The 13,400-nt window shown below is 47.5% G+C and carries 11 protein-coding genes; 2 read left to right on the top strand and 9 right to left on the bottom strand.

Features of this window, described 5'->3' with window-relative positions; genetic code table 11:
* Window positions 1–11 precede the first annotated feature (11 nt).
* Entirely contained in the window at window positions 12–1,136 is a 1,125-nt protein-coding gene (locus DXB18_RS12510; protein ID WP_118708136.1) for a PrpF domain-containing protein, read from the bottom strand.
* A gap of 239 nt (window positions 1,137–1,375) precedes the next feature.
* Between DXB18_RS12510 and DXB18_RS12505 the strand changes: the two genes are divergently transcribed.
* Complete coding sequence (locus DXB18_RS12505) at window positions 1,376–2,044, top strand: hypothetical protein (protein WP_182430568.1); 669 nt, start codon at window positions 1,376–1,378, stop codon at window positions 2,042–2,044.
* A 101-nt stretch (window positions 2,045–2,145) separates the two neighbouring features.
* On the opposite strand, the gene DXB18_RS12500 is transcribed toward DXB18_RS12505, so the two are convergent.
* The 6 genes from DXB18_RS12500 to DXB18_RS12475 all read right to left on the bottom strand — a co-directional run bounded on the left by DXB18_RS12500 (window position 2,146) and on the right by DXB18_RS12475 (window position 10,196).
* Window positions 2,146–2,817, bottom strand: coding sequence for a GntR family transcriptional regulator (locus DXB18_RS12500; RefSeq protein WP_118708132.1), 672 nt, complete (start codon window positions 2,815–2,817; stop codon window positions 2,146–2,148).
* 175 nt (window positions 2,818–2,992) lie between these two features.
* Window positions 2,993–4,423 carry an amino acid permease gene (locus DXB18_RS12495; protein WP_118708130.1) on the bottom strand — a complete coding sequence of 477 codons (1,431 nt, stop codon included), beginning with the start codon at window positions 4,421–4,423 and terminating at the stop codon, window positions 2,993–2,995.
* 374 nt (window positions 4,424–4,797) lie between these two features.
* Entirely contained in the window at window positions 4,798–6,852 is a 2,055-nt protein-coding gene (locus tag DXB18_RS12490) for a fructose-specific PTS transporter subunit EIIC (protein ID WP_118708128.1), read from the bottom strand.
* 3 nt (window positions 6,853–6,855) lie between these two features.
* Complete coding sequence (gene pfkB, locus DXB18_RS12485; RefSeq protein WP_118708126.1) at window positions 6,856–7,776, bottom strand: 1-phosphofructokinase; 921 nt, start codon at window positions 7,774–7,776, stop codon at window positions 6,856–6,858.
* Window positions 7,777–7,961: 185 nt separating this feature from the next.
* A complete protein-coding gene (locus DXB18_RS12480) occupies window positions 7,962–8,855 on the bottom strand; it encodes a MurR/RpiR family transcriptional regulator (RefSeq protein ID WP_347560892.1) in 894 nt (297 codons plus the stop codon).
* Window positions 8,856–9,023: 168 nt separating this feature from the next.
* Window positions 9,024–10,196, bottom strand: a complete 1,173-nt coding sequence (locus tag DXB18_RS12475) for an isocitrate/isopropylmalate family dehydrogenase (RefSeq protein WP_118708124.1) — start codon at window positions 10,194–10,196, stop codon at window positions 9,024–9,026.
* A gap of 261 nt (window positions 10,197–10,457) precedes the next feature.
* On the opposite strand from DXB18_RS12475, the gene DXB18_RS12470 reads away from it, so the two are divergent.
* Entirely contained in the window at window positions 10,458–11,378 is a 921-nt protein-coding gene (locus DXB18_RS12470; protein ID WP_182430567.1) for a LysR family transcriptional regulator, read from the top strand.
* An 87-nt stretch (window positions 11,379–11,465) separates the two neighbouring features.
* Here the strand turns inward: DXB18_RS12470 and DXB18_RS12465 are convergent, their stop codons facing one another.
* Both DXB18_RS12465 and DXB18_RS12460 read right to left on the bottom strand, forming a co-directional pair.
* Window positions 11,466–11,711, bottom strand: a complete 246-nt coding sequence (locus DXB18_RS12465) for a LysR family transcriptional regulator (protein WP_118708120.1) — start codon at window positions 11,709–11,711, stop codon at window positions 11,466–11,468.
* 48 nt (window positions 11,712–11,759) lie between these two features.
* Window positions 11,760–13,250 (bottom strand): C69 family dipeptidase, encoded by a 1,491-nt coding sequence (locus DXB18_RS12460; protein ID WP_118708118.1) that lies wholly within the window; start codon window positions 13,248–13,250, stop codon window positions 11,760–11,762.
* Window positions 13,251–13,400 lie beyond the last annotated feature (150 nt).

The raw sequence follows: 13,400 nt of genomic DNA, 5'->3' as shown, positions 1-13,400 counted from the left end.
ACTAGCATCAATCAGTCTCTGACATAAACCCAGCCGTCCATAATCCGTCTTGCGGTACGGGTCACACCGCCCTTGATGACACGCTCGCCGTCCATCTTGACGTCAACTTCCGTCACGCCGCTGGAATGACCAATCTTAATGATATCCTGATCCGGTGCCGGTTTCGCGATCTCGTTGACAATGGTTCCCGGGATTCTTGCTGCTGCCCCGGTTCCGACTGCAACGGTCATCGGATAAGCTTTGTGCAGGGATCCTACGGAAATTGCCCGGCAGCAGATATCCATGGACTCTGCTTTTACTTCGTTTTTGTCCATGTCGGTGTAATCCTGCGGCTCGGAAATGATGGAAACCTTCGGTGCGGAGGTAGACTTGGTTCTTGCGTCCTCCCAGTTCTCTACAAAGCCACATTTCTGTGCAGCGATGCAGCGGATTCGCTCAATGTGCTCCATCACATCTTTATTCTGGTTTAATTCCACCAGCTCGGTTCCCTTGATTCCCAGATCTTTTGCCCGGATAAATACCATCGGGTTAGAGCAGTCCAGTACGGTCACTTCAATCTCGCCATATCCCGGAACATCGAAGATATCACGCTTGTTTCCGGTCGGGAACAGCTTTCCGGTCTTGGAACCAGCCGGATCTTCAAAGTACATATCGATGCGGGATCCGGTTCCTGGAACACCCTTGATGACCTCATCGCCGTGTACCATGGCATGTCCGTCTTCCACGCGTACATGTTCTTCAATGATCTTGTTGGTGTTGGTGTTTAATACTCTCACGACTGTAATCGGTTCTACTGCCGGGACGAGTCCCTCATCAATCGCAAATGGTCCTACTGCAGAAGAAATATTGCCACAGTTTGCGCTTCCATCCACACGCGGGATCACGATATCAACCTGCTTGAAAGTATAGTTTACATCGACGTCCTCCCGGTCTGACGGGGAAATAATCGCGACTTTACTGGTGGAAGAGACGGTACCTCCCATTCCATCAATCTGCTTCACATCCGGCGTTCCCATCACTTTCAGAAAAATTTCATCCCAGAGACTTTTGTCCTCCGGAAGGTCTTTCTCATGGAAAAATACGGCTTTGCTGGTGCCGCCGCGCATATACACGCATGGATACTTTTTCATATACATAACTGACAACTCCTTTCCGATTTCATGCTCGTTTTTTTGTTATCTTTACTATACGTTATCCATATCATAAAGTAAAATGGTCTATTTTTATCGTTATCAATAACCATTTGGAATGTTTCTATAATATCCAATTCTAATTTGGGAAATGATTTCTATCGGTGAAAAAACTTGACCCTGGAACGATTCCAGGGTTTATAATAGAAACAAAAAAGATGTTACATAAATGGAGGATTTCAGAAATGAGAAAGAATCATAAGATAAAAACTGTACTTCTTGCCGGACTGGCAGGAACCATGGTGCTTGGAAGCTGCTTCAGTGCATACGCTGCAGGCGTAACCAAATCAAGTGGTAAACTTTATTACTACCAGGCAGACGGTTCTCTGGGTACTGGTCTGATTCATGATACTGCTTCCGACAAATACTACTATGCCCTCTCCGACGGCAGCCTGGTTACCGGCTGGCTTCACCTGGATCAGGATTACTACTATATGAATGATGACGGTGCACTCTGGACCGGCTGGAGAACCATAAGCGGTTCCCGCTACTATTTCTATCCGGAATCCGGAAAATGTGCGTTAAACGTTGCCATGGAAATCGGCGGCAGCTGGTACTTATTCGGAACCGACGGCAAGATGCAGACCGGTTTCCAGAACGTCAATGGAAACACCTATTACTTTGACCCGTCAAATGGTGTCATGTATGCCGGGACCACCCGCACCATAAGCGGTGTTTCTTATACCTTCAACGCAGATGGTACCTGCACCACCCATGTTGATACCGCAAACTCCTTTACCATCGGCGAGGAAGCAAACCAACAGAACAACAGCACCGCAAACAAGCAGACCACCCAGGAGACCAGAACCGAAAGCGGCTCCCGCGTGATCGTTGCCGGTTCCAGCCGGTCATAAACTTAAAAAAACGAGAACACGTCTTTGTGCGTATTCTCGTTTTTTTGTATTTTACTTTTACTTTTTTATTTTTACTTACACGTTCTTCCATTTTCCGCGATTTACGCGCTCTGCACATCCGTCTCCTGTTTCATCTTCCGGATAAGCTTTTCCAGGCCGTACAGATAATGATACTGAATGGCCTCCACAATCTCCTCCAGACTTCCATTTTTGCAGACAGACAACAGTTTTTCATGGATCCGGTGTTGGATTTCCGTGACATCCTGACGATCTACGAACATATTATAGCCGATCACGATATTCCCATAGTTTAAATCTTCCCAGGCCTTTTTCAGACGTTTAAATGGAACTAAATCCATGATCTGTGCATGAAAACGGTTATCCAGCTCAAAGACCTCCCGATAAGCCTTGCAGTCCAGCTGTGTCATCTGGTCTAAAATATGCTGCATCTGCTCTAATGTTTCTTTCGGAAATGCCTTTCCGTAAAGCTTTACCGCCATCATCTCATAATTTGCCCGCATATAATAAATCTCGTAAATATCCTCCGGGCCGATCTGACGCACAGAACAGCCGGCATTACGGGTATATTCTACCAGGCCCTCTTCCTCCAGCTGACGCAATGCTTCCCTTACGGGACCTCTGCTGACACCGAATTCCGATGCCAGGTCCTGCTCCACAATTCTTGCGCCGGGAGTAAGTTCCCCGCTTATGATCTTCATTCTGATCTCGTCTGCAACGTTTTCTCTTAATGTCCGATAATCCAGTCTGCCCATGTTACCTCTTGTTTTCTGCCAGAACTCACGCAATGCGTGTCCATAATGCTTTGATCTTGTCCTACAATTTGTGTTTTCGTGTATCAGTTTTTGCTATTGTACCATAGCACTTTAAACAAGTAAAGTGGAACTCAGAATGTTTTTCTGATATCCCACTTTACTTTTTATTTCGGCATTAAGCCTGCTTCTCTTTTTCTCTTTTTGCAATCTGCGGAAGGACCAGTCCCAGTGCTGTTAAAACGACCGGGGTGATCACATTCAATGCAAAGGTGAATGGATTCTTATCATACATACCTAAAAGACAGCTTGCTGCCGTCACAAAGAAACACCAGGCGCCGAAAAACTTTGCTACTGCCTGGTTTTTCACGAAGCGGTACTCGGCCGGAATCTTGTCAATGGCTCCGCGCAAAGCAATATAAGCAACAAACACCCATAAATAACGCATCGGCATGCAGACAGAATTTAATTTGGTCAGCTGACGCAGAACCGCTGCTGCTCCCGGTACAAAAGACTGTACCAGAATGATCGCGCCGGAAAGTACAACTACCATCTTAATACCATTGCTGTATACGCCGTACTGGTTCTTTTTCTTTAACGCAGAAGGGATAAACTGTGCGGTGCTTTCATTGTCTAACAGCATTCGCAGCGGTGCATCGATGCTGAGTACCAGAACCGCAAACTGACTGATCACGTTGCAAAGTGCATAAATGATCAGGAAGGTATCGCCAAGATGGTAATACTGGCCAAGCTTCTGGAATGCCCAGTAGGAACCATTTGCCGCATAGGCATTGAAGCTTTCCTCACTCGCATTGATCACAGCCGGATCAAACATACGGCTCATAGCCAAAGTACCAAGAATTGCACAGACAACCACCATACCGGCAAGTGCGATCATGCCTTTCGGGAATCCCTTGCTTGGGTTTTCTACCTTATTTACATACGGTGAAATCTTCTCACATCCACCCACGGCAAATACCAGAATAGAAATGGATGTCACATAGCCTAAATTGAACTGCGGAATCAAACCCTTTAATGAGAAATCCGCATGGGTGTACTCTGCTGCCGGGTTGATCGCTGGTGCTGCGAGCATCATCACGATGTAAAGCAGAGACATAATAAATGTCGTAGTTCCCGCAAGGGTAAGCATCTTTTTTAACGGATTTAAGCCCTTGCTGGCTACATAACAGCCGATTAAGAATACAATCAGGGTTGCAATCTGAATCATGTGTGTCGGAAGTGTGTCGTAGGTCTCGGCATTGCGGAACACTGCCCAGCTTAACGCCTTTAAGCCGCCGCTCGATTTACTTGCAATGTAGGTGATGTGGCATGCCCAATAGGTCCAGCCTGCATAATAAGCGATCTTCGCTCCGGTTGTCTCAAAGAGCCAGCCGCTCACGCCGCCGCTTGTGCTCTTAAATGCAGAACCCAGTTCACCTACCATGAGCGCATAAGGGATAAAATACAGCGCAAACATTAACAGCCAGCTGAAAATAACCTGGACTCCGTTGAAATACACGAAGCCGTTCACAATGTTTCCGAATCCCCATACCGTTGAAAATGCCATGAGAGCAAGCGCACTCCATGTGATCTTGTTTTTGTCTGACATAATTCCTCTCCTTTGTTTTTTATCATATAACCATCTGATATCTCGACAGTTACTAAGTACTCCTATTTTATCGTTAATTGGTTCGATTGTAAATAGTTTATTGTAGATTGTTGACAATTTTTGACGAATGAACATAACTTTCCAACTCCCTGTTTTAGCAAACAGCCGATGAATCCTTTTTGTTTCACAAGAAATTGCGGACTATGAAACAAAGGAAGGAATCCGACTTTTCTCCCCTCAGCCGGATTCCTTCCTTTCCTATTTATTGCAAAATACTCCCATTTACCGATTGGTAAAACCGTTCAAGTTCCCTTATACTTTTCCTGTCGTTTTTCTTCACGCAGACAACATTCTTTTCCAGTCCGTGCAAGCTCCTAGTCTTCCATATTCTTCTTCAAAAATCCAAGAATCACACATCCGATCACCGATCCGATCACAACCGCCGCCAGATACATAAGCGGATTGCCGATGGTAGGAAGCACAAACATGCCGCCATGCGGTGCCCGGAGCGTACATCCGAATGCCATGGAAAGTCCTCCTGCTGCCGCAGCACCGATCGCACAGGATGGAATCACGCGCAGCGGGTCCTGTGCTGCAAACGGGATGGCACCTTCTGTAATGAAGGAAAGTCCCATGACATAGTTCACCAAACCAGACTGGCGTTCCTTCTCCGTAAATTTCTTCGGGAAGAAAGTAGTGCACAGTGCGATTGCGATCGGCGGAACCATACCGCCTGCCATGACAGCTGCCATGACTTCAAAGTTGCCTTCTGCAAGCTGAGCCGTTCCAAACACGTAAGCTGCCTTGTTGAATGGACCGCCCATATCAATGGACATCATACCGCCAAGGATCATGCCAAGCACGATACGGCTGGTGCCGCCCATGCCATGTAAGAAATTACTCAGTGCATTGTTGATCATACCCATGTACGGGTTGATAAAGGTTGTTACGACAGCTGCCAGGAAAATACCGATTACCGGATACAGAAGAACCGGTTTGATCCCCTCTAAGGATTTTGGCAGCTTCGAAAACAGCTTCTTCAATCCAAGAACCAGATAACCGCCTGCAAAACCGGCAAACAGCGCGCCTAAGAATCCGGCATTCACATCGCCGCCTGCCGGGTTCGCAAAGGTACAGCCCATCTTTGCGATCAGACCTGCAACCAGACCAACAGCCAGTCCCGGACGGTCTGCAATGCTCATGGCAATGAAACCGGCAAGGATCGGAAGCATCATGCCAAAGGCCTGCTCTCCGATGGTCTTTAAGTAAGCTGCGAGCGGTGTGTTTTTACCAAAGTTGGAAGGATCAATGGAATAATCATCCAGCAAAAATGCCAGTGCGATCAGGATGCCGCCGCCGATCACGAACGGAAGCATATGGGACACACCATTCATCAGATGCTTGTAAATGGTTCTTCCGATGCTGTCCTTTCCCTCTTCTGTTTTTTCTGCCTGTTCTCCATCCTCTGTGTGATGGTAAGCCGGAACATTGCCGCTCACGGCACGGGTTAAGAGTTCTTCTGCCTTGTGAATGCCATCCGCAACCGGAACCTGAATTACTGGTTTTCCGTGGAAGCGCGCCATACCAACATTCTTATCCGCTGCAACAATAATTGCCTCGGCTGCCTCAATTTCTTTTTTTGTCAGCACATTCTGGGCACCGCCGGAACCGTCTGTCTCAACCTTGATGGAAATACCAAGCTTTTTCGCCATGTTTTCCAGACTTTCCGCAGCCATATAGGTGTGGGCAATGCCGGTCGGGCAAGCTGTGACTGCCAGAACACGGTAACCTGACTTCTGACCTGACGCTTTTGACTTTTGGTCTCCAGACTTTTTATCTTCTACCCTATCTTTTGCAGAAACTGCCGCAGAATTTGTGTTTTCTTTCTTTGCAGATTCTGCAGCATTTTCAACGGTCTTCCCTTCCGCATCTTTTTCAGCATCTTTTTCTTCTGCTTCTTCCACTCCGAATCTTGCAGTCTCCGCATCATCAATGACCTTCAAAAATGCTTCTTTGGAATCCGCCTTCCATAATCCCTCCATAAAGTCCGGATTCATCAACAATGTGGACAGTCTGGATAATGCTTCCAGATGCACATCTGCCCCTTCTGCCGGTGCCGCGATCATAAACAGGATGTGTGCCAGGGAACCGTCAAACGCTTCATAATCCACACCGTCCGGCACGACCATGGCAGCCAGTCCCGGCTCCTTTACTGCTTCCACCTTCGCATGCGGAATCGCGATTCCGCCGCCGATTCCCGTGCTTCCAAGTGCTTCCCTTGCCAGAATTCCTTCCTTATACCCCTGTTTATCCCTTAATCTGCCGCCCGCATCCATCAGATTAACAAGCTTATCGATCGCTTCTTCTTTTGTAGATACGGATACTCCCAGTCCAATACTTTCCTTTTTCAGCAACTCTGTAATACGCATACGTTACTCCCCCTGTTTCTCAGTCAGCTGTTTCAACAGTTCTATAATTTTTTCCCGGCTGCCAATGCCATGTGAAAAAGCAGTCGCTCCGCCGCTGGCGGTTCCAAGCTTTAATGCGTAACCATAATCTCCTGTCTTAAAATACCCGGCAAGGAAGCCTGCCACCATGGAATCCCCAGCTCCCACAGAGTTGACCACTGTTCCGCGGCATACTCCTTCCTCGTAAACGTCTCCATCTTCTGTCAGAAGCAAAGCTCCATCCTTTGCCATCGACACCAGTACATTGCGTGCCCCCTGACCCTGCAGCCATTTCGCAGCCTCCAGAATTTCTTCTCTGGTGGAAAGTGTTTTTCCCGCCATCGTCTCCAGTTCCTGGTTGTTTGGCTTAATGAGGAATGGGTGAAGCGAAAGCACTTCCAAGACAAGCTGCTTTTCTGCATCGACTACAATCTGAATATCACGGTCAGAAAGCCGTTCCATAATTTCCTTGTAGATGCTGCTGCTTAAACTCGATGGAATGCTGCCGGAAAGCACTAAAACATCGCCCGCTTTCAGGAAATCAAGCTGTTCAAACAGAAGTTCCACATTTTTTTCCGTAATGCGTGGTCCCATTCCATTGATTTCGGTCTCTTCATCCGATTTCATCTTCACGTTGATGCGGGACAAGCCTTCTTTTACGCGGATAAAATCTGAGTGAAACCCTGCCTTCTGACACCGGCGTACAATTTCTTCCCCGGTAAAGCCAGCTACAAATCCAAGAGCCGTACTCTCAACCCCCAGATTAGCAAGTAAGGCGGATACATTGATGCCTTTTCCGCCGCAGACCATCGTTTCTTCCTTTGTACGGTTGATCTGACCCGGTACAAAATGATCCACAGCGATCACATAGTCCAGGGCCGGATTAAAGGTTACTGTGTAAATCATATGTCATCTCTCCTCGGTTTTAAGAAATTTTATTTCTTATCGTTGAATTCATCATAATATGATTTTTTGTTTTCGTCAACAGTGTTTTATATGAAAGTTTATTTCATATCGATTTTCGTCAAATGAAACAAAAAGACGGGGTCTCTATTCGAAAATCCCGCCTTTTTTTGTTGAAAATCCCGATATTATTCTTTCCTTTTTTCCTGCTGTTTATCCGCGGAAATGGCTTTTTCATGACGCCGGATATGTTCCGGGGCATCTTTCTTTCCCGCCATCAGAAGCAGATACAGCATCTCCATCACCGCTGTCGCCGCGACACGGGAGAACCAGAATTCTTCCGTGAAAAGTTTTTCCCTCGTTGCCGTAATGATACGGTAATCTGCCATCTGTGCGAGCGGCGATTCCGGGTTATTCGTGATCAGGATCACGGTTGCTCCGTTCTCCTTCGCGCCCTCCGCCAAAATCTGCAGGCGGTTGGAGGTACCGGAGTTCGAAATCATAAGGACCACGTCCTCCGGTCCCAGATTCAGGGCATATGCCGTCTGTGCCTCCCAGATGGTTCCTGCCACAGCCGGGATTCCAAGCTGATTCAATTTAAACGCGCCATCAAGTGCAACCGGCAAGGTATTTCCTACCGCCGCCAACTGTACCGTTTTTGCATGCTCCAGTTTTCTTAATATCTGCTCCAGATTTTCCGGATTCATCATACGAAACGTCTCCGTCAGCTCCGCCACCTTGTTTGCCAGGATATTTTTCAGGGACTGCGTCAGATCATTCCGGTCAATCTCATTCGTAACCTCCTGCTCCTGGTGCTCTTCCTCCAAAAGTTCCCTGGTCAGAGCCAGCTTTAAATCCTGAAAGCCCTTAAAGCCGCATCTGCGGCAAAAGCGTGACACCGTTGCATCACTGGTCTGGCTTGCTTTGGCCAGCTCCCCGACAGTCATACCTGCCGCCTCTGCCTTGTGTTCCATCAAAAAATCCGCGATCTTTTTCTCTGCCTCAAAAAAACTGTCATAGGCCGAACAGATCACCGACGTTGCATTCCGCGCTTCATTCATTCCGTCCACTTCCGATTTCATGTAAATTTATTTCCTGACACCACTATACCACAGCTCTTCAAAAAAAGAAATGGATAAAACGAGAAGGTCCATGCTAACTTGCATGTCGAAACACAGAAAAATCTGCCGCAGTTCCGGCATCTTGCCATTTCCGCAACAGATTTTTCATAGAAGGGGAAAATATCTCAACTATTTGATTTTGTCGATGGTCTCTAACAGGTAATCGGTAAACTCTGCTGCGCTTGCGCCATCCACATCGGTGGTAACCACTTTCTTGCGCTCGGTAATGGTGCAGATATCCAGAGCCTTGTCCAGGACTGCCTTGCGGTCAGCATAACCGATGTGAGCCATCAGCATGCCAGCAGCGCGGATCAGGGAACACGGATCTGCGTAATCGCCTCTGCCGTGATTGATCAGGAACGGAGCCGTTCCATGAATTGCCTCAAACATCGCATATTTGTTACCCAGATTGGAAGAAGATGCGGTTCCCAGTCCTCCCTGGTGTTCGGCAGCTACATCGGTTACGATATCGCCATACAGGTTCGGCAGAACTACAACCTCAATGCCCTTGTTGAATTCCGGATCCAGCATCTTTGCGCACATGGCATCAACCAGACGCTCCTGGATCTCAATCTCCGGATACTCCTCACCAACTTTGCGGACAGCCTTGATAAAATTGCCGTCAGCCAGCTTTACGATGTTTGCCTTGGTTACGATGGTCACGTTCTTCTTGCCGTTCTTTCTTGCAAACTCGAAAGCAGCTCTCGCGATACGCTCACTTCCCTGTTTGGTCTGAACCTTGAAGTCGACTGCCAGGTCATCATTCACCTGAATGCCCTTATTGCCCCAGATATACTCACCCTCAATGTTCTCACGGAAGAAGGTCCAGTCGATGTTCTTCTCCGGGATCTTGATCGGGCGGACCGCTGCGAACAGCTCCAGCCCACGGCGTAAGAGGCTGTTTGCGGATACCAGGTTCGGCCACGGCTCGCCGGCACGCGGGGTAACCATAGGTCCTTTGATGAGGACGTTGCATTTTTTGATTTCTTCGAATACATCATCCGGAAGGCTCTGCAGCTTTGCGGCACGGTTTTCAATGGTCATGCCCTCAATCTCGCGGATCTCAATACGGCCGCTTGCGATTTCCGGTGCCAGCAGATCATTTAATACGCGAAGTGCCTGCTTCATGATGATCGGACCAATGCCATCGCCCGGGAGTACACCAATCACGATCTTCTTAAGCTTATCGAAGTCGGTCACCTCGTTATCTGCTTTCATACGCTCAATGCGCTCAAACTCGGACTGGATCAGCTCCCCGAATTTTTCCTGTGCAGCTTTTACGTTCTCTACATTCTTCTCCATGATTTTCCCTCCATGAATGATTCGTCTGTTGCCGCTCATGATCCACATTGGATATGAACTGCAATCTCGTTGTTTGTTATGGCTTTATCTTAACATGGAGTTATTCATAGGTAAAATACATAAATCAGCATATCTCATATAGGATTTTTGCATGATGTGTGGTAAACTAAACTATAGAACTATACAAACTATAGCATGGCCATACACTGCTGTCGCACCATATGCCAGCCATATCATCCCAGAATATCCGGAGGTTTCTCCATGACACAGAACGAACTGCTCTATATGCTTACCATTGCAGAACATGGAACTATCACAAGAGCCGCGCAGGAGCTTTTTATCTCCCAGCCCTCCCTCAGCGAATCTTTAAACAAAGTCGAGCAGGAATTTGGCACCCTGATCTTTTCGCGTACCCAGGAAGGCCTGGTTCCTACAGCGTTCGGAGAGCGTTATCTGAAAACAGCCAGAAACATCCTGGAGCGCTATAAAAAGCTCGAAACCGATCTGGATGAATACCGCCAGATGCGTAAAGGAAGCCTGACCTTTGGCATTCCCTTCAATCTTGGCGCCTATCTTCTCCCGAGGATCCTTCCTGCTTTCCAGCAGATCTATCCGGATATTACCGTCCAGTTTAAGGAAAACAACTCCACGGAACTGGACAAACGGATGCTGTCCGGAAAACTTGATTTTTCTGTCATGCACTACGAAACACCCAATGAAGCCATCCACTATGATCTGTTAGCCGAAGATGACTTCTATCTGGTCATGCCGCTTACGCTTGCCCGTAAATACCAATTTCCAGACTACCGCACTTTAAGCATCTACGATCTGAAAGCGTTGGAACAAGAACCTTTCCTCATGGTAGCAAGCAGACAAAAACTGCGGCAGGTGGCAGACTCGATTCTGTCCCAGCTCTCCATCAAACCCAATATCCGTTATACCACAAAAAATATGGAAACAGCCAAACGCCTGGCTGCTGCCGGTATGGGGATCACCTTTCTCCCGCATTCTTATTTGAATCTTTTTTCCGGTGTCGAAAACCTCGCCTGCTATCCACTGGATCCGGCATTGAACGCATCCTGGAAGCTGGTCATCGGCTACCCGAACGGACGCCCGCTTTCCCGGTGCGCAAAAGAATTTATCCGTTTTCTGAAACAAAAAATCCAGCCAGACGAAGTGTAATACTTCGCCTGCTGGATTTTTTTTTACAGATATCTGCTTTTCAATCATTTGATGAACTGCTGCCACCATCTATTTTTCTATATCATCCTATTTTTCTTTTAACTCATCATACATGGAGAGAATCTCTCCCGCCGCCTGAAGGTACAATTCTCCCTCCTGCGTTGGCTGCAGCCCCTCTGGAGTCCGCTTAAAAAGGATAATATCCATATCCTCCTCCACCCGGTGTACCGCACGGCTTAAGGAAGAAGGATTCTTCTGAAGCAGAACCGCTGCTTTTTGGATACTTCCTGCCTCCGCGATGCATTTCATATAGCGAAGTTCTTTCTCATTCATACACTTCTCCCCATTTGATCTTGTACTCCAAACAAGTTTCTTTGCAGACTAGTTATCCGATCTGGAAAAGGCATTCTTCATCTGACTGCTCAGTTCAAACAGAACCTTATCCAGGGTGTCTGCCGTCTTTTCTTTTAACATCTGTGCAATCTCCCGGTTTGCATCTTCCCGCAGAATCCGCCGCTCTTCCATATCTTCTGTTTCTTTCAAAGACGCATCATATTTGTGCAGGATTGCATACGCATCCGACTGAACTGCCAGCTGGTAACGCTCCACATGGACAATGGATTTTCCGTAGGAAGCATCGGTCATGGCTGCGATCAGGCGGCTGTTCCAGTAAAAGTTATCGGTAGAAACTTCTTTGGTCGTATTGGCAAGATACTCCGGTGTCTCCGAAACACCTGCGTAAAACGGCACCAACACATTAAACGCATTCGAGGCAAATGCCAGCCACTGAATCACCGCCGCATCCTCCGGCTGATCCGGACGCATCTGGATCACAGACACAAAGTCATTCCGGTTAATCCCAACCGCACGATATTTTCCCCGCTCAGAAAGATTTCCACTGTGTGTATACGGATCGTATGGCGTTCCCTGGTAATGGGTGGAAAGCACATATTTCACATCTTCCACGGTCAGTTTCTTCTCCGGGACCAGACTCCACGGGATATCATCTGACTCCGGTCCATACTCAGCATCTGCCCCATCCCAGGTAAAGGTATGTGGATTCAGGCAGCGCTCAATGTACCATGCGCGCGGCGTGTTATAAACGTGATCGGAATCTGTATGACTGCCAAACGCATCGCGCGGACAAAAGACACTTTCCTCATCCAGCCTCAGATCCAGATGATTTTTTTCAATAAACTCTCTCAAATCCGCAGAGCAGAGATGTTCTTTTTTTGCACCAAACGCATCTTCCAGGTCAAATTCATCCATGCCAAACTGGTTCGGCATCACCACATACCGGTCATCCGGAACCTTTTTTGCGATCCAGTGATGCCCTCCGATCGTCTCCAGCCACCAGATTTCATCCCGGTCCTGGAAAGCGATACCGTTCTTTTCATATGTACCGTAAGTCTCCAAAAGGCTTCCCAGACGAAGTACACCTTCCCGGGCACTGTTTATGTAAGGAAGTACCAGATAAACGATATCCTCCTCACCAATGCCTCCCGGAACTTCGTCTTTTTCGTCCTCCGCCGGCTGATACGTTACAAGCGGATCTGCTCCCAGTACCCGTGGATTGGAGGTGATGGTCTCGGTCGCTGTCATGGCTACATTTTTCTCATTCACGCCGCTGGCTGCCCAGATTCCTTTTCCTTCCACTGCATTTGGAACCGCTGTAAACTGGTACGGATGCTCTGGAAGTTCCACTTCCACATGAGACAGCACAGAACGGTAAGTCCGCTTCTGCTCCTCCGGATGAATGACTACAAATTTTTTCGGGGTAAAATGACCGGATCCGGAATCATCGTTCCGGGCGATCATGGTAGAACCGTCGTAAGATGCATGTTTTCCTACAAGAATTGTTGTACAAGCCATGTTTGTATCCTCCTGATGTCAATTTTTCTATATAACAATCTTACCGCAGGATACAGAAAAAAACAATGAGAAAGACAGAACTTCTATTCCTTCCTAAAATGAAAATTTAAATTCCACTTCTCCAAAGGGCGGTGGAGTTTACTCTTGCAC

It is taken from the genome of Clostridium sp. OM02-18AC (assembly GCF_003481825.1).
GTDB lineage: Bacteria > Bacillota > Clostridia > Lachnospirales > Lachnospiraceae > Brotaphodocola.
This window is presented reverse-complemented; position numbering and strand designations above follow the sequence as displayed.

Coding starts and splice junctions, on each gene's coding strand:
- DXB18_RS12510 (WP_118708136.1), bottom strand. CDS start 1,136: ATGTATATGAAAAAGTATCCATGCGTGTATATGCGCGGCGGCACCAGC.
- DXB18_RS12505 (WP_182430568.1), top strand. CDS start 1,376: ATGAGAAAGAATCATAAGATAAAAACTGTACTTCTTGCCGGACTGGCA.
- DXB18_RS12500 (WP_118708132.1), bottom strand. CDS start 2,817: ATGGGCAGACTGGATTATCGGACATTAAGAGAAAACGTTGCAGACGAG.
- DXB18_RS12495 (WP_118708130.1), bottom strand. CDS start 4,423: ATGTCAGACAAAAACAAGATCACATGGAGTGCGCTTGCTCTCATGGCA.
- DXB18_RS12490 (WP_118708128.1), bottom strand. CDS start 6,852: ATGCGTATTACAGAGTTGCTGAAAAAGGAAAGTATTGGACTGGGAGTA.
- pfkB (WP_118708126.1), bottom strand. CDS start 7,776: ATGATTTACACAGTAACCTTTAATCCGGCCCTGGACTATGTGATCGCT.
- DXB18_RS12480 (WP_347560892.1), bottom strand. CDS start 8,855: ATGAAATCGGAAGTGGACGGAATGAATGAAGCGCGGAATGCAACGTCG.
- DXB18_RS12475 (WP_118708124.1), bottom strand. CDS start 10,196: ATGGAGAAGAATGTAGAGAACGTAAAAGCTGCACAGGAAAAATTCGGG.
- DXB18_RS12470 (WP_182430567.1), top strand. CDS start 10,458: ATGACACAGAACGAACTGCTCTATATGCTTACCATTGCAGAACATGGA.
- DXB18_RS12465 (WP_118708120.1), bottom strand. CDS start 11,711: ATGAATGAGAAAGAACTTCGCTATATGAAATGCATCGCGGAGGCAGGA.
- DXB18_RS12460 (WP_118708118.1), bottom strand. CDS start 13,250: ATGGCTTGTACAACAATTCTTGTAGGAAAACATGCATCTTACGACGGT.